Raw genomic sequence first — 24,871 nt, 5'->3', positions numbered from 1 at the left:
ACAGGATGCGCATCTTTGTTGCGGGCGCGACCGGCGCGGTCGGTCAGTATCTTGTTCCGGCGCTGGTCGCCGCGGGTCATTCCGTGATCGGCACGACACGGAATGCGGCAAAAACAGAGCTTGTGCGGCGATTGGGTGCGGAGCCGGTCGTTGCCGACGGCCTCGATGCCGACAGCATGCGCGCTGCGGTGATTGCGGCACAGCCCGACGCCGTCATCCACCAGATGACAGATCTCGCGGCCGCCACCGATCTCCGTCATTTCGATCGGGCCTTCGCGCGAACCAACGAGCTCCGCACCCGCGGAACCGACATTCTGCTCAACGCCGCACGCGAGGCCGGCGCCAGGCGCTTCATCGCGCAAAGCTTCTGCGGCTGGATCTTCAGTCGCGCCGGGGGAACGGTGAAGACCGAGACCGATGAGCTCGACCCACATCCGCCGCGAGAGCTGCGACGCACGCTCGAGGCAATCCGGTATCTGGAGCGAAGCGTCACCGCTTCGACGTCGCCGGAGGGCATCGTGCTGCGCTATGGATTCTTCTATGGACCGGGCACCGGCACGCTCTCGCCGGCGATGATCGACCAGCTGCGCCACCGGCGTGTGCCCGTGATCGGCGATGGCGGCGGCACGTGGTCGTTCATTCACACCGAAGATGCCGCCTCTGCCACGCTTGCCGCGCTCGAACGCGGGCGCGCGGGCAGTATCTACAATATCGTCGACGATCATCCGGCGCAGGTGAAGGATTGGTTGCCCGCGCTGGCCGAATTGCTCGGTGCCAAGCCGCCGCGTCACATTCCCGCCTGGCTCGGGCGCCTGCTCGCAGGCGAGCATATGGTTGCGATGATGACGGAGGTGCGTGGAGCCTCCAACGGCAAGGCCAAGCGCGAGCTCGGCTGGCTGCCGGCGCATGCCTCCTGGCGCGACGGCTTTGCCGACGCGGCACGGCAGCCCACCAGTCACCGCTCGGCGGCCTGAGGCTTCAGGCCAGCTTCCGCGGCAGCTCGCCGCCCTTGGTGAAGGCGTCGATCGCCTCGACCATCTGGCCGTAATGGATGCGCAAGCCGTCCTCGGTGGCGTAGCCGAGATGCGGCGTCAGCACGAGATTGTCGAGCTTGCGGAACGGATGGTTCGTCGGCAGCGGCTCGACCGAGAACACGTCGATGCCGGCGCCTGCAATCCTCTTCTGCTGCAACGCCTCGAGCAGCGCCTGCTCGTCCACGATCGGCCCGCGCGCGGTGTTGACGAGGAAGGCCGTCGGTTTCATCCGCGCGAGGTCGGCAGCCCCGATCAGCCCGCGGGAGCGTTCGCTCAGCACCACATGGATGCTGACGATATCGGCCTTGGCGAACAGCTCCTCCTTGGTGGCGTAGCCGACGCCGGCGGCCGCGCACTTCTCCGGGGTCAGGTTCGGGCTCCAGGCGATCACGTTCATGCCGAACGCCTTCGCAATGCCCGCCATCTTGCTGCCGAGCTTGCCGAGCCCGACGACGCCGAGCGTCAAGCCCTCGATCTCGACGCCGGCAAAGGCCTGCCAGGGCTCGCCCGCATGCATGCGCGCGTTCTCGCGGCCGATGCCGCGGGTCAGTTCCAGGATCAGGCCCATGGTGAGGGGCGCGGTCGGATCGCGCGAATATTGCGTGCCGCCGATCGTGACGCCCCGCGCCTTGGCGGCCTCCATGTCGATCGAGGCGTTGCGCATGCCTGATGTCAGCAGCAGCTTCAGCTTCGGCAGGCTCTCGAACAGGCTCTTGGGGAACGCGGTGCGCTCGCGCATCGCGCAGACGATATCGAAGTCGGCCAGCGCGCTCGCCGCAGCCTGCTCGGAGGCGAAGGGATGGCTGAACACGGTGACGTCGATGCGGTCGGACAGGCTTTGCCAGTCGGCGACGTCGAGGGCGAGGTTGAAATAGTCGTCGAGAATTGCACAGCGCAGCCGCGTCATCAGCGTTCATCCATGGCGAGAGGTGGAACCAGGCCATGGTTGCGCGCAATCAGGACCGTGCGCAAGCCGTTCGCGTCTTCAAAAATCCGACAGGTGGTAAAGGCTCAGAGGTCGCGGGGCTTGAGCCGGAACGGCGCATTCATGCCGTGCTTGGCGCGCCAGGCGGGGCCGGGGCCGCGCATGTAATGCAGTTCGGGCCGGTAGGGGTTGAAAGCGGTGGCGAAGAAGCGCTTCCAGAAGCCCTTGATCTCCGAGGCGAACGCGGAGGCGCTGCCGGCTTCCACCGGAACGGGAAGGGAATTGGTCTCGATCATGGCCATGACGCTGTCTCGCTGTGCTCCCGTTCATTCTGAGCGGGTGGCGCTGTTTCCGCGCGAAACCGAGCTTTGGCCTGATTTATTAAAAGATGGTTTCAATTGTCCGGATCGACGGCGGGATGGTGTCCGTCCCGTATTCATCCGTGGTGAACGGAGGGAAAACATTGCCCTTTGGGGGCGGGATCGCTACATCGGCGGCAAGCAAATTTCCTCAAATCGAAGGTTTTCGGGACCGATGGCGCGCCAGTTCATCTATTTCATGCAAGGCCTGACCAAGAGCTACCCGACCCGGAAGGTGCTCGATAACATCCATCTGTCGTTCTATCCGGACGCCAAGATCGGCGTGCTCGGTGTCAACGGCTCGGGCAAGTCGACGCTGCTCAAGATCATGGCTGGCCTCGACAAGGAGTACAACGGCGAGGCCTGGGTCGCCCAGGGCGCCCGCGTCGGCTATCTCGAGCAGGAGCCGCATCTCGATCCGGCACTCAGCGTGCGCGAGAACGTCATGCTGGGCGTCGCCAAGCAGAAGGCCATCCTCGATCGCTACAACGAGCTGGCGATGAACTACTCCGAGGAGACCGCCGACGAGATGACCAAGCTGCAGGACGAGATCGAGGCCCAGGGCCTCTGGGATCTCGACAGCAAGGTCGACCAGGCCATGGACGCGCTACGCTGTCCGCCCGACGATGCCGACGTGTCGAAACTCTCCGGCGGTGAGCGCCGCCGCGTCGCGCTGTGCAAGCTGCTGCTCGACCAGCCCGAGCTCCTGCTGCTGGACGAGCCGACCAACCATCTCGATGCGGAGTCGGTGTCGTGGCTGGAAGGGCATCTGCGCAACTATCCCGGCGCGATCCTGATCGTCACCCATGACCGCTACTTCCTCGACAACGTCACGAGCTGGATCCTTGAGCTCGATCGCGGCAAGGGCATCCCCTACGAGGGCAATTACTCGTCCTGGCTGCAGCAGAAGCAGAAGCGGCTGGAGCAGGAGGGCCGCGAGGACGCTGCGCATCAAAAGACGCTGGCCCGCGAGCAGGAATGGATCGCGTCCTCGCCGAAAGCCCGCCAGGCCAAATCCAAGGCGCGCTATCAGCGCTATGACGAACTGTTGAAACAGGCGAGCGAAAAGCAGACACAGACCGCGCAGATCACGATTCCAGTGGCCGAGCGCCTAGGTCAGAACGTGGTCGATTTCGAAGGCCTCAGCAAAGGCTTCGGCGATCGCATGCTGATCGAGGATCTCACTTTCAAGCTGCCGCCCGGCGGTATCGTCGGCGTGATCGGCGCCAACGGCGCCGGCAAGACCACGCTGTTCAGGATGATCACCAAGCAGGAAGAGCCGGACAAGGGCACCATCACGGTCGGCGAGAGCGTTCACCTCGGTTACGTCGACCAGTCGCGCGACGCGCTCGATGGCAGCAAGAACGTGTGGGAGGAGATCTCCGGCGGCAACGAGCTGATCCTGCTCGGCAAGAGGGAAGTCAATTCACGCGGTTATTGTTCGTCGTTCAACTTCAAGGGCGCCGACCAGCAGAAGAAAGTCGGCGCGCTCTCCGGCGGCGAACGCAACCGCGTGCACCTTGCGAAAATGCTGAAATCCGGCGCCAACGTTCTGCTGCTCGACGAGCCGACCAACGATCTCGACGTCGACACGCTACGCGCGCTCGAAGAGGCGCTGGAGGATTTCGCAGGCTGCGCCGTCATCATCAGCCATGATCGCTGGTTCCTCGACCGCATCGCGACCCACATCCTGGCCTTCGAAGGCGACAGCCATGTCGAATGGTTCGAGGGCAACTTCCAGGACTACGAGAAGGACAAGATGCGCCGGCTCGGCCAGGACAGCATCATCCCGCACCGCGTGAAGTACAAGAAGCTGACGCGGTGATCTCGGCATGATGCGGCGGGTGCTCATAGCTGCGGTGATCATGATCACCTGCGGCCTGTCGCCCGCCCGGGCCGCTGACGCCGCCTTCACGCAGTTCATCGCCTCGCTCTGGCCGGAGGCGGAGGCCGCCGGCGTGTCGCGCGCGACGTTCGAGCGAGAGACGCGTGGGCTCGAGCCTGATTACAAGCTGCCCGATCTGATCCTGCCGGGACGGCCAGCGACCGGTGCGCCGTCGCAGGCCGAGTTCGTGCAGGTGCCGGCCGACTATGTCAGGGAGGCCTCGATCGCGCGGCTTGCGGGCGAGGGGCAACGGCTGCTGCAAAAATATCGTCCCGCGCTGACGGAGATCGAGAAAAACTCCGGCGTGCCCGCCACCGTCATGCTGGCGATCTGGGGCCGTGAGACCGACTACGGCCGCTATACGTTGCCTTACGATCTCGTCCGCGTGCTGGCGACGCAGGCCTATGTCGGCCGCCGCAAGGACACCTATCGCAACGAGTTCATCCTCTCGCTAAAAATTCTCGGCGACGGCGTGGTGACACGCAAGGACATGCGCTCGTCCTGGGCCGGCGCGACCGGGCTCACGCAATTCCTGCCGTCCGAATATTACAAGCACGGCGTCGATTTCGATCGTGACGGCCGCATCGACATCTGGCGCTCGGTGCCGGATGCGCTGGCATCCGCCGCCCAGCAGCTCGTCAACAAGGGTTGGCAGAGCGGCGTACGCTGGGCTTACGAGGTGCAGGCACCGGCCAAGGTCGATTGCACCGCCGGCGTGCCCGAGGTGACGAAGCCGATCGGCCAGTGGCTGCGCGAAGGCTTTGTGCCGGTGCGCGGACAAAATCTCACTGCCGCCGAGCAGGCACAGCCGGCTTCGCTGCTGCAACCGGAAGGCATCTACGGCCCGTCCTTCCTGACCACGAAGAACTACTTCGTGATCAAGGAATACAATTTCTCCGATCTCTACGTGCTGTTCGTCGGCCATCTCGCCGACCGCATGACGAGCCCGCAACCGTTCGCGACGCCGTGGTCTGCCTCAAAGCAATTGCGGACCAAGGACGTCGAGGCGATGCAGCGCGGGCTGACGCGCGTCGGGCTCTACAAGGACAAGATCGACGGCAAGGCCGGCATGCAGACGCGCGCTGCGCTCGGCGCCTACCAGAAATCGGCAGGGCTCAAGGTCGATTGCTGGCCGAGCGAAGAGGTGCTGCGCTCGATCCAGGCGACTCGATAGCTGCTGCAGGGCCAGCTAAAAGAAAAAGCCCGGCCGAGGTGCTCGGCCGGGCTTCGATCGCGGCGCTCATGAGCGCCGTGCGATCAGATCAGTAGCAAACGCGAACCGGGCGAACGGTCCAGCCGTAGCCGTCCCAGTAGCGCTGGCGCTGCCAATAGCAGGGCGGGGGCGGCGGGCCGGGCTCGGCCACGTAAACCGGTCCGCCATAGGCGGGACGGCTCGATGCGATGGCACCGCCGACGATCGCGCCGCCGATCAGGCCGGCTGCGATGCCGACGCCGACGCCGTCATGGGCCTGGGCGGACGGCGTGGCGGTCACCAGCGAACCGGCGATCGTCGCAACCGTGAGGGCGGCAACTAAAGTCTTCTTCATACGCTTGGCTCTCCTGAGAGATGGATGCTCCTTGTTAGGAGCGTCCGGGGTTCAAAGGTTCACGCAGACTCTGATGGAATTGGCCTTGCAGCTAGGAAGCGCGCAAATGGTCAATCCGCGGTAAACGCACACGGAGCTGTGACGAGAAAAAGCGGTCTTTTTCAGGCCCCTGGATGAACGGCGCATCTGGAATGAACCGGCTTGCAGCGACTTCAGCCGCAGACTCTGGCGCGGCGGACGCGCCAGGCATAACCGTCCCAGAAGCGCTGCTTCTGCCAGACGCAGCCGTTGCCGTAATAGTCGTCCGCGACATAGCCCGGGCCCGGCGCATAGTAGCGCGGCGGATAGTAGCCGGGGCCATATCCGGGACCATATGCGTAGCCGGGGCCGGGCCCGTAATAGTACGGAGAGGCCAGCGCCCCACCGACAATGGCGCCGCCGATGATCCCCGCCGCCACGCCTGCGGCGACGCCGCGTTGCGCCTGGGCTGGTGTAGCGGCGCTAAGGGCCACAGCGGCGACGGCAGCGATTGCCAGGAGCGACTTCTTCATTGGCAGACCTTTCGAACAAAACACGCGGGAACTCTTGAGGGTAAAGTTCCATATTTCGTTTGAATGATCAATGAACGGCACCTTTGCCAGGGGCGACCAATTAACATGGACCGCAGCTCAGCCAAGGGAGGGTGATGGTGGGCAACGCGATGATAAATGCATTGATCGCTGCCGGGATCGTCTCCGCGATCGGCTACGGCTGGATCACCCATCTCCAGAACCGCGGCCAGCGGCGCTCCCGCGCCGGGGCCGGCGGCAATAGCGGTGGCGAGACCGCCACCGGCTCAAGCGACGGCTTCTCGTTGGGGAGCTGGTTTTCCAGCGATAGTTCCGGCAGCGCGGCCGACGGCGGCAACTGCTCCAGCAGCGATAGCGGCAGTAGTGGCGGAGATTGCGGGGGCGGCGGCGATGGTGGAGGAGGCGGCGGCGACTAGATCCACCGCATCTTGATCCAGCGCAAAGCGCTATTTTAGAGCCGTTCTAGGCTGTTTACGGGGCCAGTTTGGAATAGCTTCAAATTCCGCTTTTTCCTTTTGCATCCGGCCGGCCCCTTAAATATCGATGATGGCGCATCACCAAAGGGCCTGCCGCTTCCATGATCGTTTGTTCCTGTAACGTGCTGAGCGATGACGACATCCGCGCCGCCGTCGCCGAGTCCGACGACGCCGTGCGCCATGCCAAGCAGGTCTATGGGTGTCTCGGCTGTAGCGCCGAATGCGGCCGCTGCGCCCGGACGATCAAGACCATTATCGACGAAGCGCTCGGCCCCTGTGCCACGTCCTGCTGCTCCGGCTGTCCGCACAATCACAGTGTGGCCGCCAATGACGAGACGGCCCAGCCGGCCGAGTTTGCCCTCGCGGCCTGCTGAAATCTTCCGCAACCTGGCTGAGCTTTTCCCCGGCTGCGTCCCCGTAGCCGGTTGTCCCAGTCTTTAAACTCATTTAGAAGCGTTCTAAATTCGGTTTACGGCCGATTTGGACTGCAAGAGCTGGAGTGAACCATGCAGGGCGACGCAAAAGTTATCGACTATCTCAACAAGGCACTGCGTCACGAGCTGACTGCGATCAACCAGTACTGGCTGCACTACCGCTTCCTCGACAATTGGGGCCTGCGGGACATGTCCAAGGTCTGGCGCAAGGAGTCCATCGAGGAGATGGAGCACGCCGACAAGCTCACCGAGCGGATCCTGTTCTTCGACGGCTTCCCGAACATGCAGGTGCTCGATCCCTTGCGTATCGGCCAGAACGTCAAGGAGATCATCGAGTGCGATCTCGCCGCCGAGATGAGCGCGCGGGCGCTCTACCAGGAAGCGGCGACCTACTGTCATAGCGTCAAGGACTACGTCACGCGCGACCTGTTCGAGAAGCTGATGAGCGACGAGGAGCACCACATCGACTTCCTCGAGACCCAGCTCGACCTGATCGGCCGCATCGGCCTCGAGCTCTACACCCAGAAGCACGTCGGCGGGCTCGAGGGCGAGGGACATTAGGCCCCTAACTCCGCACTCTCCATTCGTCATGGCCGGGCTTGTCCCGGCCATCCACGTGCTACCCGGATGCCCGGGACAAGCCCACGGCATGACGGCCGTGCGCGGTCGGAAAGCCCGGCTATAGCTGCGTCTTGTAGAGCGCTTCCACCACGTCCTGACTCTGCGGCTCACCAAGGCCGGTCTGCTCGTGGACCACCTCGACGATGCTCGGCATCACCGAGCGCGGCACCTTCTCGGATGACCACAGCTTCGAGCGCATCAGGGCCTTGCCGCAGTGGAAATAGACTTCGCTGACGGCGATGTTCAGTACCGCGCGGGGCGACTTGCCAAACTCCACCATCGAGGCGAGCAGGTCCGGATCGGCGGACAGCGTGCCCCGGCCGCCGACGCGCAGTGTCTCGTCGATGCCGGGGACGAAGAACAGCAGATGCACGAAGCCCGAGCCCTCGACGACGTTCCGGAAACTGTCGATCCGGTTGTTGCCGGAGCGATCAGGCATCAGCAGCTGGTTGGGGCCGGCGACGTGGACGAAGCCAGTGCCGCCGCCGCGTGGTGAGGCATCGACGCTGCCGTCCGCTCCCGACGTCGCGAGCACGCAGAACGGCGACATCTCGATGAATTTCTTCGCGTGCGCATCGATCGCGGGGCGCGCTTTCGCGATCACGCGCGGGCTCGGCGGGGCATAGATGGTGGCGAGGTCTTCGGCGCAAAGATCAGTCACGAAGGTCTCCCTGGTGGAATGCCTGAGAATATCACCTCTCGGCCCGATCGCTATGCCCCTTGTCGCCGCCACGGCCAGTCGATCACGCCAGCGCAATACAGAGCCCACCAGATCAGGATTGGCTGCAGCGCCAGCCGCGGTCCGTGGTAGAGCCAGCTGTTGGGGACGGGTGGAAGGTCGATGCCCTGCAGGGCATGCTTGATGTTTGCCGGCCACACGCAAAACGCATAGAGCGCGAGCGCAACGCCCGCCCACCAGCGCAGCGGCTTCGTCACCAGCGCAATTGCGCCCGCGATCTCGCATACGCCCGTGATGAGGATCAGCTGTGTTGCAAACGGAACCCAGGCCGGCGTGATCGCAAGCAGCTTGTCGGGGGCCAGGAGATGCGCGATGCCGGCCGCGATGTAAAACGCTGCCAGCACAAAGCGCATCACAGCGCGCGTTCTGTCGTTCGCAGGAGCCATCGGCCGAACTAGCACGCGCGGCGCCGAGGCGCTACCGCGCGCTACACCGCATCGGCCGGCACGAAGCAACTGATGATGATGGCGCCGCGGTGATGGACGTACCACACCACGGCCTCGCCGACCGGATTGCCGCGGTCGCGGATGATGGCGCGCTCGGGCACCTCCATCCATTGTCCCTCGATCGGCACCCAATAGGCGCCGCTGCGCACGTCGTACTCAGTACGATGGCCGTCGGAGACGTCGCAGCAGGGTACGCCGTTCGGTGCGATCACGCTCTTGAACCAGGCGCGGATGTCGGGCGGGACGTGATCATATTGCCCGTTGTCGAACGCGAACGCGGCGCTTGTCAGCGCGGCCAGCCAAACGCACAGTACGAGCCTGTGCATGCGATCCTCCTCATCGCGCGTCGTGCCATTGGTGCGCGATTGTCCCGCGCGTCGATTCGTATATCGATGCGATTAAGCCCGAGCCGTCAGCCTAATGCATGCTCAAATAATATGCGGGTAGATGGCCCTTGATGCGATGCAAAATCAGCGGCGCGCAGATTCGATCGTTTGCTGCGGCGCGGCTTGCAGAAACTGCCGGACCTGCTCGCTGTAGAATTTGGCGTTCCCGGTGGTGCCGTGGCCGCGCGTCTCCGTGCTTGCCGGGATGAGATACAGCTTGCCGTTCTTGACCCGCGTCATCGCAGCGTCCGTGATGCCGGTCTCAGGCGGGTTGCGTTCGTCGTCGGCGGAATTGATCAGCAGCAGCGACGCCTCGATGGCCTCCAGCTTCTCGCCGGCGTTGTAGTCATGCGAGGACTCCCACTGGTAGACGAAGTCGTTGGCATCTGCCGCGATCGGCATGGCCAGCCGCTCGTCGACGATCTTGTCGGCCTTGGCCGCCGTCGGCGCCTGCGATTGATAGGCCAGCGTTCCACCGATGCTCGCGATGCCGTAGGCGGTGATGGCGTATTTCATCATGCGCGGCTGGCCGGTGTAATTGCCGCCGTTGTAGTCGGGGTCGCTGCGGATGGTGTCAAGCATGATCCGCCGCAGCATCCAGTTGCGCGACGCCATTTCGGTCGGCTGCGAGGCCATCGGGATCAGCGCGTCCATCGCCATCGGGTATTTCTCGCCCCACAGCCAGGTGTGCATGCCGCCCATCGAATTGCCGATGATGAGCCGCAGGTGCTTGACCCCGAGCCCTTCCGTCACCAGGCGATACTGGGCTTCGACCATGTCCTCGTAATCGTATTTCGGGAAGCTCGTCTTCATCCCGTCGGACGGTTTTGACGATTTGCCATGACCGATATTGTCGGGGATGATGATGTAATATTTGGAGGCATCGAGTGGCTGCCCCGCGCCGAACAGCTCGCCGGCAAAGGCTGATGACAGCATGCTCGCGCCCGAGCCGCCGGTGCCGTGCAGCACCAGGACCGGCTGGCCGCTCGGCTCACCCACGGTGGTGTAGTGCAGCTTCAGCTCCGGCATGGTCTCGCCGGTGTGGAACTTGAAATCCCTGGCGATCCAATCGCCCTGCTTCGGCGCCGGATAATCGGCCGCCCATCCGGATGTCGAGATGGCCGCCAACGAGACGGTGAACAGGATGGCTGACAGCGCCGCGCAAGAAGCTTTCATGTCTATTTCCCCCGTGCGGCTCTGGTCGGCGGCCGCGTTGCGGCGAAACTTAGCAGAACTGTCCGGAAGGATGTAGGATTTCGTTTTCGCCGGTCGTCCTTGAGGGAAAGGTCAGGAGAGACTGCATGTGCCGCAACATCAAGACGCTGTTCAACTTCGAGCCGGAGGCGACCGAGGATGAGATCCACGCCAGCGCGCTCCAGTTCGTTCGCAAACTGTCCGGCTTCAACAAGCCTTCGCAGGCCAACGAGGAGGCCTTCGATCGTGCGGTGGCGGAGGTCTCGGAGGCTGCGCGAAAACTCCTGACGTCGCTGCACACCCACGCCCCGGCACGCGACCGCGAGGTCGAGGCGGAAAAGGCCAAGGAACGTTCGCGGCTGCGGTTCGGTTAGGCGGCTCGAAGGTCCGTTCCGTGACCTGGCTCACGGTGAAAGCGGTCGCAACGCGCGATGATGTTCGCCGGGCTTTTGACACCCCGGAGCACGACCATGAGCCGCCCCCTTCTTCCGCTGAAAGCAGGTGCCATCGTTTTCACGCTGCTGTGGACAGCGTGGATGACGTGGTGGAGCGGCTCGTTCTCGAGCGCGAGCGTCGTGATCCTGGCCTTGTGCGGCGCAGCAGTCGGCTATCTCTGGTACCGCGCCATGCGCTGGCAGTTCGAGCGCATGGGCATGCTGCCGCGACGCGAGAATGGGACGAAATAGATTCGTCTGTCATTGCTTGCCGTGCTTCTTCTTTTTCTTCTTTTTCCTGTGAGCGTCGCCTTCGCTGCCGTCGTCCTCGTCATCGAGGGGCATTTCGTCGGTCTCCTGCACGGCTGCCTCCAGCGCCTCGCGCTCGGCGGCTTCACGCTCGCGCTGGCGGCGGCGCTCGTCCCAGGCGTCGAACAGCTGATCGAGCCACGGCAGCACCTGCTCGATCGACGGCAATGGGCCGGGCGGCCCGGGCTCGCCGCGCGGGCCTTGCGGCCCCGCCGGCCCTTGGGGTCCCGCAGGTCCCTGTGCACCGGCCGCCCCGCGCGGGCCGGCTTCGCCCTGCTTGCCTTGCGGGCCGGGCTTGCCCAGCGGTCCGGCCTTTCCGATCGGACCCGGCTTGCCCTGCGGACCCGGCTTGCCGCGCGCCCCGTCGGGGCCCCGCTTGCCTGGATGACCCTGCGGTCCCGGCCGCCCCGGTTCGCCCTGCCGTCCGCGCGGTCCCTGAGGTCCCTGCCGTTTTTGTTCGTCTGCCACGCCACTGCTCCCTTGACCGGAGCAAGCTAATTAGCGGCGTTTGACGACAGCGGCAATTCGGTCCGGGCATGGCGTAGGGCTTGATCAACATCAATCGACGGCACGGAGCGCCGTGTCATTGATTGTGCGCGGCCACAATCCCAGCGAGGGGCGACCGATGCGCGCAGCGTGGAACGTCTTTTGCCTGTTCGCTGTCATTCTTGTGGCGGCGCTCGGCCTCGCTCACCTGCTGGTGCCTGACATCGTCCCAGTCGCATTCGCCGAGGAGCCGCAGCCGACCTGGGCGGTCATGACGGCCTTCCTGCTCCGCACGATCGAGATGATCGCAGCGGCGGTTGCGATCATCTCCCTTGCGCTCTTCGCCGGCGCACATTTGCGGCACGAGCTGCGCCGCTGGTCGCGCAGTGCATCGTCACGCAAGGCGTCGCAGACAGACTGACGTCGCGCGCTAGTCGTGATAGGCGGGGACCTCGATGCCGGAGGCGGCGTAGAGCCTGATCTTGTTGCGCAGCGTGCGCACCGAGAGGCCGAGCACGCGCGAGGCGCGCGTGCGATTGCCGTCGCAGCGGGCGAGCGTCTGCAGCACGAGCTCACGCTCGACCTCGTCGACGGTCGCGCCGATCAGCAGCGGAACGATCTGGTTCGGTGAAAGGACATACGCGCCCGGCTCGGACGCAGCGACATGAACAGTGGTCATCGACACACTCCCCGATCAACGCCCGCTTCCGTCTTTGGAAGCGGATCGAGAACAAACGACCCCCAAGCCGTAGATCTACGGTGGGCGGGTTTGGTTAACGAAAGGTTAACCGAAGGCGATCGCACCAATTGACCTTGGGAATGCCGCCGCATCGCCGCGATTGGCACGGAATGCATATTCCTGCGAGCATACTCCGCGTTACTAAGAAGGCATCATCCCGCTCACACCGTCCGGTATCCGCCGTCCACCATCACGATCGTTCCCGTGACGTAGGCCGACATGTCCGACGCAAGGAAGATCGCGGGACCCACGATGTCCTCGGGCTTGCCGGTGCGCGCCAGCGGGGTGTGATCGACGAAAGCCTGCACCAGCGCCGGATTGGTCGCGCGCACATTGGCGTTGATGTTGGTCTCGATGAAGCCCGGCCCGATCGCATTGACGCGCACGCCCTCCTTGCCAAGCTCGACCGCGAGCGCCTTGGTGAAGCCGAGCACGCCGTGTTTCGAAGTGGTGTAGGCCGCCGAGCTCGGCGTGCGCAGATGCACGAAGGACTGGATCGAGCCGATATTGACGATGCGGCCCTTGGCTGCGCGCAACGGGTTGAGGAACGCCTGCGTCATGTTGAAGACGCCGTTGAGGTTGAGCGAGATGATGTCGTTCCAGTCCTTCGCCACTGTCTCCGGCTCCGCGGTGAAGGCGTTGCGGCGGGTGATGCCGGCATTGTTGACGAGGATCGAGACCTGCCCGACCTTGTCGGCGACCTCTTTGGCGAGCGCAAAGCAGTCGTCGCGTTTGGTCACGTCGAGCGCAAAGCTCTCGGCCTTGCCGCCGGACTTGCGGATCCCCTCGGCTGCTTCCGCGGCCGTGTCGGCGTTGACGTCGAGCAGCACCACCTGCGCGCCCTCGCGGGCGTAGCCGGCCGCGATGGCCCGGCCGATGCCCGAACCGGCGCCCGTGATGACGGCGATATGATTTGCGAGCAATGCCATGACAATTTCCTCCCGATTTATTTTCGAAGTTTCATGAAAGGCTAACTCGAAATTAAGGGGTCGGAAACGGCGGCCTTGGCATACTGGTCTTGATTGCTAAACGTTGCGCGCATGATGGAACGGCTTGAATCCTGGAAACTCGCACTCGAACGCCTGCGGTCGGCGCAAGGCGCCGATTGGGCCGAGGCGGGCCGCCTCGTGACCGAGATCGCGCGGATGAGCACCGACACCATGCTGCGTCAGGCCGCCGAGCAGGCGCTTCCGGTGCTGCGCCAGGCCGTGGACAACGACGATCACAGTGTCACGCTGGCGGCCCGGCGCCGTCTCGGCGTGGTGCTCGATGTCGTTCACGATCTGACCGCGCCGCGCTTCGGCCGCCGCAATGCTGCGCCGAAAAAAATGTCCAGCGAGGATCGCGCCCGCAAGGTGCTCGGCCTGCCGCTCGCGGTGCAGCTCACCTGCGAGGACATCAACCAGGCCTATCGCCGCGCCGCCAAGGGCATGCACCCCGACCGGGGCGGCAGCGCGCAAGCGTTCATCGACCTCGCCGCCGCGCGTGATGTCCTGATCCATCCTCGCGCGTACAAGGACGCGTGAGACCTCAGCTCTTGTTCACGCAGCTCGGATAGGGCGCGGCTTCGCCCGACACGATCGGGCAGAGCTCGATCGGGCTGAGCGCGCGCAAACGCGCCTGCCAGCGGTCGTCGTTCACCGGCGGCTCGTCGGTTTCGGGGCCGCGGTCGGCCCACTGGACGGTGTAGTAGTCGCTCGTGCCCTGGAGCGTGACCAGGAGCGCGGTCTCGCTGTGCCGGGTCGGGCCGCTGTCGATGCGGCCGCAGCCGATCACGGCGACGAAACCTTCGAAGCGGCCGAACGTGGTGGCGCCGAGCGGCCTTGCCGCGAAGCTGTCGGGACAGGCGGATTTGAAACCGCCTGCGATCGAGCCCGCGAACTTTTCCGGCGATGACCCTGGAGCGAGCGTCATGCCCTTCTCGCCGGTCACGGTGATCATCTCGGTCCAGCGTTCGGGCGTCTCACCCTTCAGCACGGCCTCGCGGATGTAGTGGCCGCCCTTGGTGTTCTCGAACACCACGGAAAAATTCGAAGGCATCGCGAAGCTGACCAGCTGGCCGAAGACCGGCGAGATCACGCGAAAGGATTGCGGGGCCTGCGCGTACGCCGTTGCGGTGAGCAGGAGCGATGCGGCGAGAATGGTTGTTGTCGCCGGTGCGCGCATCGATTGGCTCCAAAGGTGAAAAAACAAGCAGGCAAGAACAAGCAGGCAAGGATGCTAATATCGCATCCTTGCCCGGACCTTGTCGTCCGCCGATCGAAATTCCTACCAGGTGCAGTGGCCGTTCTTCAACGCGTGATCCTTCAGCATGATCGCGTCGCCAAGGGTCGGCACGGTCGCGCTGACGCGGGAATAGCCGGAGGGCCACGGCGTGGTCGGGATGCCCTCGTCCCAGATCTGGCAGAAGCCGGTGTCCTGCCAGCGGATCAGGTGATAGCTGGCCTCGGCAGGGCTTGCGGCGACGAAGGCGGTGACGGCAAGGCCCACAGCAGCGCACAGCACGGAAATACGACGCATGATCAGCTCCTCGAAATGAAAGTTGTGATGCGCCTCCCGACAATGATGGGGAGGGCGGCGCGGGACGCTTGGGGTGCGCCCCGGACAAGATGTGAGTAGGTCCGCCAGCCGGCCAGGTTCAAAGCGCGTCCGCGGAAAACGGTTGATTTCGGCCGGAGAACCGGCGGTGCGTCCAAAGAAAAAGGGCAGACCGCTTGCGCGATCCGCCCCTCGAAATCCGGTCAGTTGCCTCACGCCTAGAGCGTGCAGCGGCGCTCTGCGCGCAGCTTGATCTGCAGCTCCGAGGCGGCCGTGAAGGTCGGGAGCGGTTTGCTGACGACCTTGTAGGTCGACACGCCCCACTGGAACGGCTTGTACTTGAGGTCTTCGTTCCAGACCTGGCAGATGCCGGTGTTGTCCCAGCGGATCACGTAATAGCCGACCGCCGCGGAGGCCGGCACGGCGAACACGGAGGTGGCGATGCCGGCAACGGCACAGAGGGCGAGAACGCGACGCATGAAATATCTCCTGATGGGGAACGTGAGACGGAAACTGGTGCGGCAAAATGGTGCGGCTGGCAAGCGGGGCGGCGACCGTTCACGGACATGTCAGCCGTTGGTCGGCTGTTCGGATGAGCCTTATCCCTTGACTGTCGCCTGACGATCACTCGTCTATCCCTTGGCCAGCGACGCCACCGCCTCGATCTCGATCAGCATCTTCGGATCGGGCAGCGCGTGGACCACGCAGGTGGTGCGGGCGGGGTAGGGCGGCGGGCCGAAGGCGCCGGCATAGAGCGCGTTCATGGCGGCCACGTCGGAGGCGCGGGTCAGCAGCACGTTGACCTTGACGAGATCGCGGATCTCGGCGCCGGCCTCCGCCAGCACGCGCTTGATGTTGACGACGACGTTGGCGAACTGCGCCTCGAAGCCGTCGGGCAGGGCGCCGCTCGCGTCGAAGCCGGGAATGCCGGAGACGAACAGGAGATCGCCGGCGCGCGTGGCAAAGGACAGCGGCGGCGCCTTGACGTGCGGCGGGGGCGCGAAATGCTGGATCGACATGGATCACCTCGGATGGACGGCTGGAAGCGCAAGCGTAGCGGCAGCTCGGGGCGCCTCCAACAAAAAACGCGAAAACAACCCCATGCACAGTAGCCATCCGGCGGAAATCATTGAGCTTTCTTTTTGGATTCGGGAAAAGCAAAATAATCGCTTGCTCCGTCGGGCAAAACAGGGGCAGAATGGCATGATGGCGGGTGAGCGTCTTGTCGCGCCAAACTCCGCCGTCATGCCCCGGCTCGACCGGGGCATCCAGTACGCCGCGGCTTCTCGGTTCACCATCGCCCCTCTGGAATACTGGATCGCCCGGTTAAACCGGGCGATGACAGTTGAATGCGCTGCTGCACCTTGGCCCTGAGAGCCGCCCCCCATCATGTTGCCGCCGCGATGCATCGGATACATTCGCTGCGTCTGATTCGTTTCCCTCCTTGAAGAATAGCCCCCGGAGACCCTCATGAAGTTCGCATCCACTCTTCGCGCCGCGCTGGTCGGCATTGCCGCGCTCGCCGGCCTCTCGACCTCGGCGCTGGCCGATGGCGGCACCGTGGTGCTGACGATCTACAAGGCGGGCTGGATCATCGGCGGCTCCGGCGGCTCGGGCGTGCTGAACTTCCGCGGCCGCGCCTATTCGCTCTCGACAGGCGGTCTCGACTACGGCCTCGTCTTCGGCGGCTCCAAGACCGTGCTGCGCGGCCGCGTGTCCAACATCAACCGGCCCTCCGACATCGCCGGCGTCTACGGCGCCGCCGGTGCGGGCATCGCGGTGGGCCGCGGCGCGCGCGCCATCGTGCTGAGCAACCAGAAGGGCGCCGTGCTCGAGCTGTCCGGCACGCAAGTCGGCCTGATGGCGAATGCGGATCTCAGCGGGCTTGCGATCACGATGCGGTAGGGCGATCAGCTCAATTCGTAGCCCGCATGAGCGAGAGCGACATGCGGGTCAACCCTCAGCCCCGGATGTCGCTGTCGCTCATCCGGGCTACGTTCCCGTCACCGCTGCGTGAATCCGCTCGCAATGCGCGACGAGATTCGCGTGCGCATCGACGAACGCCTTCAGCGGCGTCGGGATCGGGAAGTAATAGATGTTGGCGACAAAACCGTAGATCCCGGCATCGATGCTGGCAGGCGTCGCGCCGTGAACGAAGCCGGCCGCCGGCACGATCTCCGCCAGCACCTGCAGATCGGCCAGCCCCCGCGCATAGGCCTGCTCGGGCGTGTAGCGGCCGATGCCCTGGAAATGATAGCGCTGCGCATTATACGCTTTCGCCTTCTCGAATCCTGTCGCGTCGATCTGATTGTGCTGCGCGATGAAGGCGTCGCGGAATGCCGGATAATAGCGCTCGTCCTTCCAGCGCGAATACGACATCACCCAATAGAGGTCGTCTAGCATGCGCGTGACGAAGTGGTTGATCCGCCTCTGCTCCGCGGTTAGCGCGGCATCGATGGTGAGGCGGTATTTCGCGGTCGCGTGCGCGATGATGGTCTCGCTGTCGCCGATCGTCTCGCCGTCATCCACGACATACGGCAGCTGCCCGCGCGGCGCGGCGGAGGCATCGAACACATGCTCATGCGCGAACGGTACGCAAGCGAGCTTCAGAAAGGCATAGACCTTGAGGCCGTAGCCGTTGTTGTCGGCCACGCCGAACAGCTCTGGATAGGAGTAGAGGGTCAGCATGGGACGGACGCTCCTCCGCGGTGGAGGGCAGCATGCAGGTGTGCCCCGGGCAACGCAATGGGAGAGTGCCCCTACGAATGCGATGCCGCCGCAAAGACGGCCAATTGCGCGTCGAATGCCCGCCTGAATGCCGGCCGCGCTTCACCGCGGGCGACATAGGCGGCGATATCGGGATATTCATCCAGCAGACCTGATGCATTCAACCGGCGCAGCACTGTCACCATCATGAGATCGCCGGCGCTGAACGCACCGTCGAGCCAGTCGGCATCGCCGAGGTGGCGGGACAATTCACCGAGCCTGACACGGACGCGATCCTGCAGCAGCGGCAGTCGCTCCGCGTACCAGCCCTTGTCGCGCTCGAACAGCATGGCCATCCCGAGTTCGACGATCGGCGGCTCCAGCGTGCTCAGCGCGGCAAACATCCACGCGATCGCGCGGCTCCTGGCGTTTGGCTCAAGCGGCAGCAGTCCGGCATGGCGCTCGGCGATATGGAGCACGATCGCGCCGGATTCGAACAAGGCGAGGTCGCCGTCCTCATAGGTCGGAATCTGCCCGAACGGATGCAGCGCGAGATGGGCGGGTTCTTTCATCGCTGCGAACGAGACGAGGCGAACGTCGTAAGGCTGGCCGATCTCTTCCAGCGCCCAGCGCACCCGCATGTCGCGGGCTTGCCCCTTGCCGCGGTCGGGCGAGCTTTCGAAGGCGGTAATGGTGGGGGGCATCGGGAGGGGCTCCGGGGTTGATCGCGTTTTGCGTTCGGAGGACGAATGGAATGAGTGGATTCCGACATGTTAATGCGTTTTCGTGGACCCCGTAGCCCGCATGAGCGATAGCGATATGCGGGGCAGTTGCCGGCCCCGGATGTCGCTGTCGCTCATCCGGGCTACAAGAAAATCCTGCCGCCACTGTCGGATCGTTGCGCCCTGCCTCGTCCTTGGAACACCGGGCACCCTGCCGCGCATCCAGCCCGAGGCAAAAGGATTTCCGTTCATGACCTCCATCACGCCGTTTCTCTGGTTCGACAACAACGTGCCGGAGGCCGTCGCCTTCTACCAATCGGTGTTTCCCAATGCCAAGGTTGAGACCGTCAGCGACTTCATGGCGGTGTTCGAGCTCGAAGGCCAGCGCTTCAACGCGCTCAATGGCGGCCCGCAATACAAGTTCAACGAAGCGGTGTCGTTCTTCATCAGCGTGGAGACGCAGGCGGAAGTCGATTATTTCTGGGACAGGCTCACCGCCGACGGCGGCGAGGAATCCCGCTGCGGCTGGCTCAAGGACAAGTTCGGGCTGTCCTGGCAGGTGATCCCATCAGCGCTCGGCCGCTACCTCGGCGACCCCGACCGCAGCAAGGCGAACCGCGTCATGCAGGCGATGATGCAGATGAGAAAGATCGTGATTGCGGATTTGGACAAGGCGTATGCTGGGTGAGGCAGGTGCCCGTGCCCCGGACGCAGCGCATCGCGCCGCTCTTCGCGGCGTGGTGCGCTGCAGAGCCGGGGCCCATGCCGCATCCGTGCCGGAGCTTCTGGGTCCCGGGTCTGCGCTTCGCTTGCCCGGGACACGCGAGCAGGCCAAAGCGGGGACACTCTCGACTATTCCGTTGCCGCGATCCACACCGCAAGCTCGCGCCACGGCTGCAGCGTCCAATGCCCGGACGCCGCGCCGGACGGCGAGGGCAGCACGAACATTTCGGGTAAACTCTCATCGCGCGGCTGCCGCCCCAACACAATCGCGGCCGACGGCTTGCCGTAAAACAAGCTCGCCGCCTTCTTGCTCGTGAACGCAATCGTCCTCGGGCGATACCGCTCGATCTTGGCCCTGAAGCCGGGCACGTCGATCGTCTCGGCCGCGATCTGGTGATCCATCCCGGCGCCCGACTTGGACAGATCGGTGAAGCCGATCCCGAGTTCGATCAGCGCGGCGAACTCGCCCGGCTGATAGCGCCGCGGCGTGATCCCGGCCTCATGGATCGCGCGCCAGAAGCGGTTGCCGGGATGGGCATAGTAGTGCCCGAGCTCGGCCGAGCGCGTGCTGGCTGCGGTGCCGACGAAGACGAGGCGGAGGTTGGGGCGGAGCTGGTCGGGGAGGCGGTGGATAGTGAGGTGGGGCACGTCAATATCCGGGGCTGTAGCCCGCATGAGCGGAGCGATATGCGGGAATGCAAAGACCCGGATGTCGCTGCGCTCATCCGGGCTACGCTTGCTAGAGAAATTTTGCCATTTGCCAATCTGGCTTCGGTTATCGGGGCCCCTTGACGCTCTAGGTTCCGGTAGATTCATTCGGAATCAGTGAGGCAGCTTCGATAGGCTTCGTTGCTTCTTTATCCGTCGCGGCTTCTCGATCTTTCATTGCTTGAAATTCATCGCGAATTTGCAAAGCAAGTGATTCCAGGCCGGGGAACAAGGAACTCTCTGCAATGCCAAGCTTTGCAAGCTCGTTGCGGATGCCGGCCTTGTGTCGAACCGACACGTACCAATATCTCAGGTCGGATTCGTCACGGCCTCCCTTGTCGTATAGTGGCGGCTCAGCGGTGAATATGGATTGTTGAACGAGAACCCTTTGATCAAGATGTGGCGGTCTGATGAGTTCGATCTGGTCCAACGTAAATGGGTCGGTGGTTGATGCAAGGTCAACTGCCTTGGCTCCGTGATGGTACGCATAGATAATGCCGTCTGTGGCGGTCTCATTTTTGTCTCTAACCGCAAAAAATAGCGCTACCAACGGATTTTCTGACCAGTCCAACAACCGAGTAGGTAGACCAAAGTGTTGCGCGAACACGAGCCATTCCCAGTCGGACGTTGGCGGCGTAGGCAAGAACATTCGAGCCCTGCGCTTAAATTCCTCTAAGAGCCAGCGCTCGTTTTCAACGAGCTGCCCCGACGTGGAAAATTCGGCAGAAAGTCGATGGGCGCTGGCTGTCAGTTTCCAAAAGGCGGAGCTGTGCCCCCTAAAGATCCATTCCTTCTGTTTGGAAATCCTCTCCAGAGCTGTGAGCAAGTCAGTGACAGAACGAATGACAACGATTTCTGGTCTCTCTCCAAGAGAAGCAAAGTAATTCATTGCGCCTTGTTGGCGAAATTGCTGTTCCTCATAGACAAATATGTCGTCGCCTTCGATAACTCGCCAAACAATACCAAGTTCTTGAACGTCCTCGGACTGAACGTAGAAAGGACCAATCTTTTCGCTGCCTGACTTTAATTTGCAATACCGGCGAGCCCATTCATCATCGAGTTCTCTTATTAGAGTCGCGTCGCAATCATGAGGCTCAAATCCAGTTCCGTCTTCTTCGTATTTTTCTGCTGCGCGTTTTGAACGCGCAGCAATAAAGCAGTTCTCCTCGGGAGAAGGAGTTTCGACCCAGTAGAGCTTGAGGGGTCGCATTTGTGGCGCCCAAGCTCACAACACCCGATTGCTCTCCCTCACCTTCTCCGCATCCAGATACAAGCTCTCGCCCATCTCCTTGAACTTCGCGCTCATCTTCGCCATGCCGTCCTCGGCGGTCCCGCTCATGGACATGCCCACGCCGTTCGGATCGTTCAGCGTCGCCGCATAGTCCCGCACGTCCTGCGTGATCTTCATCGAGCAGAACTTCGGGCCGCACATCGAGCAGAAATGCGCGACCTTGTGGGCTTCCTTCGGCAGGGTCTCGTCGTGGAAGTTCTTGGCGGTGTCGGGGTCGAGGCCGAGGTTGAACTGGTCGCTCCAGCGGAAGTCGAATCGGGCGCGGGAGAGCGCATCGTCGCGCAGCTGAGCGGCCGGGTGGCCCTTGGCAAGATCGGACGCGTGCGCGGCAATCTTGTAGGTGATGACGCCGACCTTGACGTCGTTGCGGTCGGGTAGCCCGAGATGCTCCTTCGGCGTGACGTAGCAGAGCATGGCGCAGCCGAACCAGCCGATCATGGCCGCACCGATGCCGGAGGTGATGTGGTCGTAGCCCGGCGCGATGTCGGTGGTCAGGGGCCCGAGGGTGTAGAACGGCGCCTCGCCGCATTCCTTGAGCTGCTTGTCCATGTTGATCTTGATCTTGTGCATCGGCACGTGGCCGGGGCCTTCGATCATGACCTGGCAGCCCTTGTCCCATGCGACCTTCGTGAGTTCGCCGAGCGTCTCCAGCTCCGCGAACTGCGCGCGGTCGTTGGCGTCGGCAATCGAGCCCGGACGCAGGCCGTCGCCGAGCGAGAACGAGACGTCATACTTGCGCATGAGGTCGCAGATCTCGTCGAAATGGGTGTAGAGGAAGCTTTCCTTGTGATGCGCCAGGCACCACTTCGCCATGATCGAGCCGCCGCGCGACACGATGCCGGTGACGCGGCTGGCGGTGAGGTGGATGTATTGCAGGCGCACGCCGGCGTGGATGGTGAAATAGTCGACGCCCTGTTCGCACTGCTCGATCAGCGTGTCCTTGTAGAGCTCCCAGGTCAGCTTGACCGGATCGCCGTCGCACTTCTCCAGCGCCTGATAAATCGGAACCGTGCCGATCGGCACCGGTGCGTTGCGCAAAATCCATTCGCGGGTGGTGTGAATGTTGCGCCCCGTCGAGAGGTCCATCACGGTGTCGGCGCCCCAGCGGATCGCCCACACCATCTTCTCGACCTCTTCCTCGACCGATGAGGTCACCGCCGAGTTGCCGATATTGGCGTTGATCTTGGTGAGGAAGTTGCGGCCGATGATCATCGGCTCGAGCTCTGAATGGTTGATGTTGCAGGGGATGATGGCGCGGCCGCGTGCGATCTCTGAGCGCACGAACTCCGGGGTGATGAAGGCGGGGACTTCCGCGCCAAAGCTTTCGCCGTCGGCAAGCGCTGCTTCCGCGCGTTCAAGCTGCTCTTTGCGGCCGAGATTTTCGCGGGCGGCGACGTAGATCATCTCCTTGGTGATGATGCCGGCACGGGCGAATTCGAGCTGGGTGATCTTGTGGCCGTCGAGGCCGCGCAGCGGCTGGTGATACGCCGAGAAAGCGCGCGCGGCCTTGTCGGTGGAAACGCTGCCATTGTCCTCCGGCTTGATCTGCCGGCCCTGATATTCCTCGACGCCGCCGCGCTCCAGCACCCAGGCCTTGCGGCCGCGCGCGAGACCGGCGTTGACGTCGATGGTCACGCTGGGGTCGGTGTAGGGACCGGAGGTGTCGTACACCGGCAGGTTCGGCTCGCCGGCGCCTTCGGACAGGATGATCTCGCGCAGGGGCACGCGCAGATCGGGCGCGGCATCGGGCGAGGCGAAGATCTTTCGCGACGAGGGCAGCGGGCCGGTGGTGACGGCGGGGACGGTCTTGTCGGGGTTGGAGCGGATGTTCATGGGATCCTCCTTGATTCAGTTCGTTGGCGTCGCTGCGCGAGAGACAAATCGGCTGTCATCCCCGCGAAAGCGGGGATCCAGTACTCCGAGGCAGTGCGGCCAGAGCCGAGAGGCCGCGGCGTACTGGATCGCCCGGTCAAGCCGGGCGATGACAGAGGTGTGTGGGTGAGGGCGAGGCGCATCACGCCGCCTCCGCGGAGAGGCCGAGCCATTGCCGCACCCGCGCATCCGGGTCGGCGTTCTGGGTGACGTCGCTGACGACGGCGATGGAATCCGCGCCTGCCGCAAAAATCTCCGCGGCGTGCTCGAACTTGATGCCGCCGATCGCGACCAGCGGGATGGGGCCGATGCGCTTCTTCCACTCCGTGATTTTTGGAATGCCCTGCGGCTCGAAGCGCATCGACTTCAGCGTGGTGAAGAAGATCGGCCCCAGCGCGACATAGTCGGGCTCGGCGGCCAGCGCGGTGTCCAGTTCGGCATCGTCATGGGTGGAGACGCCGAGCGACAGGCCGGCCTCGCGGATGGCAGCGAGGTCGGCGTCCGCCAGGTCCTCCTGGCCGAGATGCAGATATTTTGCGCCGGCGACGATCGCCGCGCGCCAATAGTCGTTGACGACGAGCTTGGCTTGCGTGCCCGCGGTGATCGCCAGCGCATCGGTGACCATCTGCAGCGATTGCGAATCGTCGAGGTCTTTTGCGCGCAGCTGGATGGTGCCGACGCCGAGTTTTGTCAGCCGCTCGACCCAGGCGAGGCTGTCGACGACGGGATAGAAGCGATCAGGATAGGGCATGCCAAAAAGGTGTCCCAACGACAGGGGTGGAAGGCGAGGCGAAATCGCGGGCGTTCATCAGCCCGGCCTCATAAGCGGTGCGGCCGGCCTCGATGCCGAGGCGGAAGGCGTTGGCCATCGCGACGGGATCGGCGGCTTTTGCGATGGCCGTGTTGAGCAGCACGGCATCGTAGCCGAGCTCCAGCGCTTCGGCGGCGTGCGACGGCGCACCGATGCCGGCATCGACCACCAGCGTGATATCGGGCAGCCGCTCGCGCATCAGCTTGAGCGCATCGCGGTTAGTGATGCCTTTCGCGCTGCCGATCGGCGCGGCCCACGGCATCACCACCTTGCAGCCGGCATCGACCAGCCGGTTTGCGACCGAGAGATCCTCGGTGCAATAGGGGAACACCTCGAAGCCGTCCTTGATCAGGATGGTCGCGGCTTCGACCAGGCCGACCACGTCGGGCTGCAGCGTGTCGTTGTCGGCGATGACTTCGAGCTTGATCCAGCTCGTTCCGAACAATTCGCGTGCGAGCTTGGCCGTCGTCACCGCCTCGCGCACGCTGCGGCAGCCGGCGGTGTTCGGCAGCACGGTGACGTCGAGCTCGCGGATCAGATTCCAGAACGCATCGCCGGTCTTGCCGCCGGCGGATTCGCGCCGCAGCGACACCGTGACGATGTTCGAGCCCGAGGCGCGGATCGCCGCCTGCATGATCGCAGGCGAGGGATAGAGCGCGCTGCCGATGAGGAGGCGGGAGGGGAAGGTCTTGCCGTAGAAATTGACCATCATCAGTGTCTCCGCGATTTGCGGTCTGCTCCCTCGCCCCGCTCTTCGCGGGGAGAGGGTTGGGGTGAGGGGTTGTAGCCGCAATGGAGGTGGGAGTCGGACTCGCGGAGAGTCCCCCTCACCCGAAATTCGCGCTCGCGCGAATTTCGACCTCTCCCCGCGAAGAGCGGGGCGAGGGAGCAGACCGCAAATCGCGGAGACACTGATG

Annotated in this window: 35 protein-coding genes; 13 read left to right on the top strand and 22 right to left on the bottom strand. The window is 63.9% G+C overall.

Translation table 11 applies throughout. The features are described from left to right. Positions 1-5: 5 nt before the first annotated feature. Positions 6-974 carry an NAD-dependent epimerase/dehydratase family protein gene (locus tag AC0L2J_RS17205; protein WP_473392337.1) on the top strand — a complete coding sequence of 323 codons (969 nt, stop codon included), beginning with the start codon at positions 6-8 and terminating at the stop codon, positions 972-974. A 4-nt stretch (positions 975-978) separates the two neighbouring features. On the opposite strand, the gene AC0L2J_RS17200 is transcribed toward AC0L2J_RS17205, so the two are convergent. Both AC0L2J_RS17200 and AC0L2J_RS17195 read right to left on the bottom strand, forming a co-directional pair. After that, positions 979-1,941, bottom strand: coding sequence for a D-2-hydroxyacid dehydrogenase family protein (locus AC0L2J_RS17200; RefSeq protein ID WP_473392335.1), 963 nt, complete (start codon positions 1,939-1,941; stop codon positions 979-981). Positions 1,942-2,045: 104 nt separating this feature from the next. After that, positions 2,046-2,261 (bottom strand): hypothetical protein, encoded by a 216-nt coding sequence (locus AC0L2J_RS17195; protein ID WP_007613701.1) that lies wholly within the window; start codon positions 2,259-2,261, stop codon positions 2,046-2,048. Positions 2,262-2,493: 232 nt separating this feature from the next. On the opposite strand from AC0L2J_RS17195, the gene ettA reads away from it, so the two are divergent. Together ettA and AC0L2J_RS17185 are read left to right on the top strand one after the other, a co-directional pair. Continuing rightward, positions 2,494-4,143 carry an energy-dependent translational throttle protein EttA gene (gene ettA / locus AC0L2J_RS17190; RefSeq protein ID WP_007613699.1) on the top strand — a complete coding sequence of 550 codons (1,650 nt, stop codon included), beginning with the start codon at positions 2,494-2,496 and terminating at the stop codon, positions 4,141-4,143. 7 nt (positions 4,144-4,150) lie between these two features. Then, positions 4,151-5,377 (top strand): lytic murein transglycosylase, encoded by a 1,227-nt coding sequence (locus AC0L2J_RS17185; protein ID WP_473392334.1) that lies wholly within the window; start codon positions 4,151-4,153, stop codon positions 5,375-5,377. Between the two features lie 88 nt (positions 5,378-5,465). Here the strand turns inward: AC0L2J_RS17185 and AC0L2J_RS17180 are convergent, their stop codons facing one another. Further along, positions 5,466-5,750: a hypothetical protein gene (locus AC0L2J_RS17180; RefSeq protein WP_007613695.1), complete on the bottom strand. Its 285-nt coding sequence runs from the start codon at positions 5,748-5,750 to the stop codon at positions 5,466-5,468. A 212-nt stretch (positions 5,751-5,962) separates the two neighbouring features. Continuing rightward, positions 5,963-6,301 carry a hypothetical protein gene (locus AC0L2J_RS17175; RefSeq protein WP_473250380.1) on the bottom strand — a complete coding sequence of 113 codons (339 nt, stop codon included), beginning with the start codon at positions 6,299-6,301 and terminating at the stop codon, positions 5,963-5,965. A gap of 134 nt (positions 6,302-6,435) precedes the next feature. On the opposite strand from AC0L2J_RS17175, the gene AC0L2J_RS17170 reads away from it, so the two are divergent. From AC0L2J_RS17170 to bfr, 3 genes are all read left to right on the top strand, one after another. Beyond that, entirely contained in the window at positions 6,436-6,735 is a 300-nt protein-coding gene (locus tag AC0L2J_RS17170) for a hypothetical protein (RefSeq protein WP_473392333.1), read from the top strand. Between the two features lie 161 nt (positions 6,736-6,896). Next, the gene (locus tag AC0L2J_RS17165) at positions 6,897-7,169 is read left to right on the top strand and encodes a (2Fe-2S)-binding protein (RefSeq protein WP_007613692.1); all 273 of its coding nucleotides are present in this window, start codon (positions 6,897-6,899) and stop codon (positions 7,167-7,169) included. Positions 7,170-7,301: 132 nt separating this feature from the next. After that, positions 7,302-7,790 (top strand): bacterioferritin, encoded by a 489-nt coding sequence (gene bfr, locus AC0L2J_RS17160; RefSeq protein WP_007600720.1) that lies wholly within the window; start codon positions 7,302-7,304, stop codon positions 7,788-7,790. A gap of 118 nt (positions 7,791-7,908) precedes the next feature. Here bfr and AC0L2J_RS17155 read toward each other — a convergent pair whose 3' ends face one another. The 4 genes from AC0L2J_RS17155 to AC0L2J_RS17140 all read right to left on the bottom strand — a co-directional run bounded on the left by AC0L2J_RS17155 (position 7,909) and on the right by AC0L2J_RS17140 (position 10,597). Next, positions 7,909-8,511 (bottom strand): MSMEG_1061 family FMN-dependent PPOX-type flavoprotein, encoded by a 603-nt coding sequence (locus AC0L2J_RS17155; RefSeq protein ID WP_473250383.1) that lies wholly within the window; start codon positions 8,509-8,511, stop codon positions 7,909-7,911. A gap of 50 nt (positions 8,512-8,561) precedes the next feature. Then, positions 8,562-8,975, bottom strand: coding sequence for a DoxX family protein (locus AC0L2J_RS17150; RefSeq protein WP_473392329.1), 414 nt, complete (start codon positions 8,973-8,975; stop codon positions 8,562-8,564). Positions 8,976-9,016: 41 nt separating this feature from the next. Beyond that, positions 9,017-9,361 (bottom strand): hypothetical protein, encoded by a 345-nt coding sequence (locus AC0L2J_RS17145; RefSeq protein ID WP_063995172.1) that lies wholly within the window; start codon positions 9,359-9,361, stop codon positions 9,017-9,019. Positions 9,362-9,505: 144 nt separating this feature from the next. Further along, positions 9,506-10,597: an alpha/beta fold hydrolase gene (locus AC0L2J_RS17140; RefSeq protein WP_473250385.1), complete on the bottom strand. Its 1,092-nt coding sequence runs from the start codon at positions 10,595-10,597 to the stop codon at positions 9,506-9,508. A 125-nt stretch (positions 10,598-10,722) separates the two neighbouring features. Here AC0L2J_RS17140 and AC0L2J_RS17135 point away from each other — a divergent pair, with 125 nt between their 5' ends. Beyond that, positions 10,723-10,989: a DUF2277 domain-containing protein gene (locus AC0L2J_RS17135; RefSeq protein ID WP_063995174.1), complete on the top strand. Its 267-nt coding sequence runs from the start codon at positions 10,723-10,725 to the stop codon at positions 10,987-10,989. Between the two features lie 96 nt (positions 10,990-11,085). Then, complete coding sequence (locus tag AC0L2J_RS17130; protein ID WP_007613682.1) at positions 11,086-11,301, top strand: hypothetical protein; 216 nt, start codon at positions 11,086-11,088, stop codon at positions 11,299-11,301. A 9-nt stretch (positions 11,302-11,310) separates the two neighbouring features. Here the strand turns inward: AC0L2J_RS17130 and AC0L2J_RS17125 are convergent, their stop codons facing one another. Beyond that, positions 11,311-11,826 carry a collagen-like protein gene (locus tag AC0L2J_RS17125; RefSeq protein ID WP_473392325.1) on the bottom strand — a complete coding sequence of 172 codons (516 nt, stop codon included), beginning with the start codon at positions 11,824-11,826 and terminating at the stop codon, positions 11,311-11,313. Positions 11,827-11,983: 157 nt separating this feature from the next. On the opposite strand from AC0L2J_RS17125, the gene AC0L2J_RS17120 reads away from it, so the two are divergent. After that, positions 11,984-12,265 carry a hypothetical protein gene (locus AC0L2J_RS17120; protein WP_063995176.1) on the top strand — a complete coding sequence of 94 codons (282 nt, stop codon included), beginning with the start codon at positions 11,984-11,986 and terminating at the stop codon, positions 12,263-12,265. 9 nt (positions 12,266-12,274) lie between these two features. Here AC0L2J_RS17120 and AC0L2J_RS17115 read toward each other — a convergent pair whose 3' ends face one another. Beyond that, positions 12,275-12,523, bottom strand: a complete 249-nt coding sequence (locus AC0L2J_RS17115) for a helix-turn-helix domain-containing protein (RefSeq protein ID WP_018454141.1) — start codon at positions 12,521-12,523, stop codon at positions 12,275-12,277. A 221-nt stretch (positions 12,524-12,744) separates the two neighbouring features. Further along, on the bottom strand, positions 12,745-13,512 hold the full coding sequence (locus AC0L2J_RS17110; RefSeq protein WP_063995177.1) for an SDR family NAD(P)-dependent oxidoreductase: 768 nt from the start codon (positions 13,510-13,512) through the stop codon (positions 12,745-12,747). Between the two features lie 111 nt (positions 13,513-13,623). Here AC0L2J_RS17110 and AC0L2J_RS17105 point away from each other — a divergent pair, with 111 nt between their 5' ends. Further along, entirely contained in the window at positions 13,624-14,109 is a 486-nt protein-coding gene (locus AC0L2J_RS17105) for a J domain-containing protein (RefSeq protein WP_473392318.1), read from the top strand. A 4-nt stretch (positions 14,110-14,113) separates the two neighbouring features. On the opposite strand, the gene AC0L2J_RS17100 is transcribed toward AC0L2J_RS17105, so the two are convergent. The 4 genes from AC0L2J_RS17100 to AC0L2J_RS17085 all read right to left on the bottom strand — a co-directional run bounded on the left by AC0L2J_RS17100 (position 14,114) and on the right by AC0L2J_RS17085 (position 16,140). Further along, entirely contained in the window at positions 14,114-14,749 is a 636-nt protein-coding gene (locus tag AC0L2J_RS17100; protein WP_473392314.1) for a hypothetical protein, read from the bottom strand. Positions 14,750-14,851: 102 nt separating this feature from the next. Next, on the bottom strand, positions 14,852-15,103 hold the full coding sequence (locus tag AC0L2J_RS17095; protein WP_007613674.1) for a hypothetical protein: 252 nt from the start codon (positions 15,101-15,103) through the stop codon (positions 14,852-14,854). Positions 15,104-15,339: 236 nt separating this feature from the next. Then, positions 15,340-15,600 carry a hypothetical protein gene (locus tag AC0L2J_RS17090; protein ID WP_007613673.1) on the bottom strand — a complete coding sequence of 87 codons (261 nt, stop codon included), beginning with the start codon at positions 15,598-15,600 and terminating at the stop codon, positions 15,340-15,342. Between the two features lie 153 nt (positions 15,601-15,753). Next, entirely contained in the window at positions 15,754-16,140 is a 387-nt protein-coding gene (locus tag AC0L2J_RS17085) for a RidA family protein (RefSeq protein WP_473392310.1), read from the bottom strand. On the opposite strand from AC0L2J_RS17085, the gene AC0L2J_RS17080 reads away from it, so the two are divergent. Then, positions 16,139-16,495: a hypothetical protein gene (locus AC0L2J_RS17080; protein ID WP_473392305.1), complete on the top strand. Its 357-nt coding sequence runs from the start codon at positions 16,139-16,141 to the stop codon at positions 16,493-16,495. The genes AC0L2J_RS17085 and AC0L2J_RS17080 overlap by 2 nt on opposite strands. A gap of 96 nt (positions 16,496-16,591) precedes the next feature. Further along, positions 16,592-17,026 (top strand): hypothetical protein, encoded by a 435-nt coding sequence (locus tag AC0L2J_RS17075; protein WP_007613671.1) that lies wholly within the window; start codon positions 16,592-16,594, stop codon positions 17,024-17,026. 87 nt (positions 17,027-17,113) lie between these two features. Here AC0L2J_RS17075 and AC0L2J_RS17070 read toward each other — a convergent pair whose 3' ends face one another. Together AC0L2J_RS17070 and AC0L2J_RS17065 are read right to left on the bottom strand one after the other, a co-directional pair. Then, positions 17,114-17,809 carry a glutathione S-transferase family protein gene (locus AC0L2J_RS17070; RefSeq protein WP_473392303.1) on the bottom strand — a complete coding sequence of 232 codons (696 nt, stop codon included), beginning with the start codon at positions 17,807-17,809 and terminating at the stop codon, positions 17,114-17,116. Positions 17,810-17,880: 71 nt separating this feature from the next. Next, entirely contained in the window at positions 17,881-18,531 is a 651-nt protein-coding gene (locus tag AC0L2J_RS17065) for a glutathione S-transferase family protein (protein WP_473392301.1), read from the bottom strand. A 268-nt stretch (positions 18,532-18,799) separates the two neighbouring features. On the opposite strand from AC0L2J_RS17065, the gene AC0L2J_RS17060 reads away from it, so the two are divergent. Beyond that, a complete protein-coding gene (locus AC0L2J_RS17060) occupies positions 18,800-19,237 on the top strand; it encodes a VOC family protein (RefSeq protein WP_473392300.1) in 438 nt (145 codons plus the stop codon). A 164-nt stretch (positions 19,238-19,401) separates the two neighbouring features. Here the strand turns inward: AC0L2J_RS17060 and AC0L2J_RS17055 are convergent, their stop codons facing one another. From AC0L2J_RS17055 to AC0L2J_RS17035, 5 genes are all read right to left on the bottom strand, one after another. Next, complete coding sequence (locus tag AC0L2J_RS17055) at positions 19,402-19,947, bottom strand: mismatch-specific DNA-glycosylase (protein WP_473392298.1); 546 nt, start codon at positions 19,945-19,947, stop codon at positions 19,402-19,404. A 121-nt stretch (positions 19,948-20,068) separates the two neighbouring features. Continuing rightward, the gene (locus tag AC0L2J_RS17050; RefSeq protein WP_473392297.1) at positions 20,069-21,190 is read right to left on the bottom strand and encodes an FRG domain-containing protein; all 1,122 of its coding nucleotides are present in this window, start codon (positions 21,188-21,190) and stop codon (positions 20,069-20,071) included. Positions 21,191-21,205: 15 nt separating this feature from the next. Continuing rightward, positions 21,206-23,104, bottom strand: a complete 1,899-nt coding sequence (gene thiC, locus AC0L2J_RS17045) for a phosphomethylpyrimidine synthase ThiC (protein WP_473392295.1) — start codon at positions 23,102-23,104, stop codon at positions 21,206-21,208. A 181-nt stretch (positions 23,105-23,285) separates the two neighbouring features. After that, positions 23,286-23,894 (bottom strand): thiamine phosphate synthase, encoded by a 609-nt coding sequence (locus AC0L2J_RS17040; protein WP_473392292.1) that lies wholly within the window; start codon positions 23,892-23,894, stop codon positions 23,286-23,288. Then, positions 23,881-24,663 (bottom strand): thiazole synthase, encoded by a 783-nt coding sequence (locus tag AC0L2J_RS17035; RefSeq protein ID WP_473392507.1) that lies wholly within the window; start codon positions 24,661-24,663, stop codon positions 23,881-23,883. The genes AC0L2J_RS17040 and AC0L2J_RS17035 overlap by 14 nt, the downstream gene beginning before the upstream one ends. Positions 24,664-24,871: the final 208 nt, after the last annotated feature.

The organism is Bradyrhizobium sp. MV1.5 (assembly GCF_055807615.1).
This window is presented reverse-complemented; position numbering and strand designations above follow the sequence as displayed.

Excerpts from the sequence above, each read along its gene's own strand:
- AC0L2J_RS17085 (WP_473392310.1), bottom strand. The coding sequence starts at position 16,140 with ATGTCGATCCAGCATTTCGCGCCCCCGCCGCACGTCAAGGCGCCGCCG.
- AC0L2J_RS17130 (WP_007613682.1), top strand. The coding sequence starts at position 11,086 with ATGAGCCGCCCCCTTCTTCCGCTGAAAGCAGGTGCCATCGTTTTCACG.
- AC0L2J_RS17185 (WP_473392334.1), top strand. The coding sequence starts at position 4,151 with ATGATGCGGCGGGTGCTCATAGCTGCGGTGATCATGATCACCTGCGGC.
- AC0L2J_RS17040 (WP_473392292.1), bottom strand. The coding sequence starts at position 23,894 with ATGCCCTATCCTGATCGCTTCTATCCCGTCGTCGACAGCCTCGCCTGG.
- thiC (WP_473392295.1), bottom strand. The coding sequence starts at position 23,104 with ATGAACATCCGCTCCAACCCCGACAAGACCGTCCCCGCCGTCACCACC.
- AC0L2J_RS17075 (WP_007613671.1), top strand. The coding sequence starts at position 16,592 with ATGAAGTTCGCATCCACTCTTCGCGCCGCGCTGGTCGGCATTGCCGCG.
- AC0L2J_RS17135 (WP_063995174.1), top strand. The coding sequence starts at position 10,723 with ATGTGCCGCAACATCAAGACGCTGTTCAACTTCGAGCCGGAGGCGACC.
- AC0L2J_RS17055 (WP_473392298.1), bottom strand. The coding sequence starts at position 19,947 with ATGCGGGCTACAGCCCCGGATATTGACGTGCCCCACCTCACTATCCAC.
- AC0L2J_RS17145 (WP_063995172.1), bottom strand. The coding sequence starts at position 9,361 with ATGCACAGGCTCGTACTGTGCGTTTGGCTGGCCGCGCTGACAAGCGCC.
- AC0L2J_RS17100 (WP_473392314.1), bottom strand. The coding sequence starts at position 14,749 with ATGCGCGCACCGGCGACAACAACCATTCTCGCCGCATCGCTCCTGCTC.
- AC0L2J_RS17035 (WP_473392507.1), bottom strand. The coding sequence starts at position 24,663 with ATGGTCAATTTCTACGGCAAGACCTTCCCCTCCCGCCTCCTCATCGGC.
- AC0L2J_RS17205 (WP_473392337.1), top strand. The coding sequence starts at position 6 with ATGCGCATCTTTGTTGCGGGCGCGACCGGCGCGGTCGGTCAGTATCTT.
- AC0L2J_RS17115 (WP_018454141.1), bottom strand. The coding sequence starts at position 12,523 with ATGACCACTGTTCATGTCGCTGCGTCCGAGCCGGGCGCGTATGTCCTT.
- AC0L2J_RS17180 (WP_007613695.1), bottom strand. The coding sequence starts at position 5,750 with ATGAAGAAGACTTTAGTTGCCGCCCTCACGGTTGCGACGATCGCCGGT.
- AC0L2J_RS17070 (WP_473392303.1), bottom strand. The coding sequence starts at position 17,809 with ATGCTGACCCTCTACTCCTATCCAGAGCTGTTCGGCGTGGCCGACAAC.
- AC0L2J_RS17105 (WP_473392318.1), top strand. The coding sequence starts at position 13,624 with ATGATGGAACGGCTTGAATCCTGGAAACTCGCACTCGAACGCCTGCGG.
- AC0L2J_RS17195 (WP_007613701.1), bottom strand. The coding sequence starts at position 2,261 with ATGGCCATGATCGAGACCAATTCCCTTCCCGTTCCGGTGGAAGCCGGC.
- AC0L2J_RS17150 (WP_473392329.1), bottom strand. The coding sequence starts at position 8,975 with ATGGCTCCTGCGAACGACAGAACGCGCGCTGTGATGCGCTTTGTGCTG.
- AC0L2J_RS17050 (WP_473392297.1), bottom strand. The coding sequence starts at position 21,190 with ATGCGACCCCTCAAGCTCTACTGGGTCGAAACTCCTTCTCCCGAGGAG.
- AC0L2J_RS17200 (WP_473392335.1), bottom strand. The coding sequence starts at position 1,941 with ATGACGCGGCTGCGCTGTGCAATTCTCGACGACTATTTCAACCTCGCC.
- AC0L2J_RS17120 (WP_063995176.1), top strand. The coding sequence starts at position 11,984 with ATGCGCGCAGCGTGGAACGTCTTTTGCCTGTTCGCTGTCATTCTTGTG.
- AC0L2J_RS17175 (WP_473250380.1), bottom strand. The coding sequence starts at position 6,301 with ATGAAGAAGTCGCTCCTGGCAATCGCTGCCGTCGCCGCTGTGGCCCTT.
- ettA (WP_007613699.1), top strand. The coding sequence starts at position 2,494 with ATGGCGCGCCAGTTCATCTATTTCATGCAAGGCCTGACCAAGAGCTAC.
- AC0L2J_RS17110 (WP_063995177.1), bottom strand. The coding sequence starts at position 13,512 with ATGGCATTGCTCGCAAATCATATCGCCGTCATCACGGGCGCCGGTTCG.
- AC0L2J_RS17065 (WP_473392301.1), bottom strand. The coding sequence starts at position 18,531 with ATGCCCCCCACCATTACCGCCTTCGAAAGCTCGCCCGACCGCGGCAAG.
- AC0L2J_RS17080 (WP_473392305.1), top strand. The coding sequence starts at position 16,139 with ATGGATCACCTCGGATGGACGGCTGGAAGCGCAAGCGTAGCGGCAGCT.
- AC0L2J_RS17095 (WP_007613674.1), bottom strand. The coding sequence starts at position 15,103 with ATGCGTCGTATTTCCGTGCTGTGCGCTGCTGTGGGCCTTGCCGTCACC.
- AC0L2J_RS17140 (WP_473250385.1), bottom strand. The coding sequence starts at position 10,597 with ATGAAAGCTTCTTGCGCGGCGCTGTCAGCCATCCTGTTCACCGTCTCG.
- AC0L2J_RS17165 (WP_007613692.1), top strand. The coding sequence starts at position 6,897 with ATGATCGTTTGTTCCTGTAACGTGCTGAGCGATGACGACATCCGCGCC.
- AC0L2J_RS17090 (WP_007613673.1), bottom strand. The coding sequence starts at position 15,600 with ATGCGTCGCGTTCTCGCCCTCTGTGCCGTTGCCGGCATCGCCACCTCC.
- bfr (WP_007600720.1), top strand. The coding sequence starts at position 7,302 with ATGCAGGGCGACGCAAAAGTTATCGACTATCTCAACAAGGCACTGCGT.
- AC0L2J_RS17060 (WP_473392300.1), top strand. The coding sequence starts at position 18,800 with ATGACCTCCATCACGCCGTTTCTCTGGTTCGACAACAACGTGCCGGAG.
- AC0L2J_RS17170 (WP_473392333.1), top strand. The coding sequence starts at position 6,436 with ATGGTGGGCAACGCGATGATAAATGCATTGATCGCTGCCGGGATCGTC.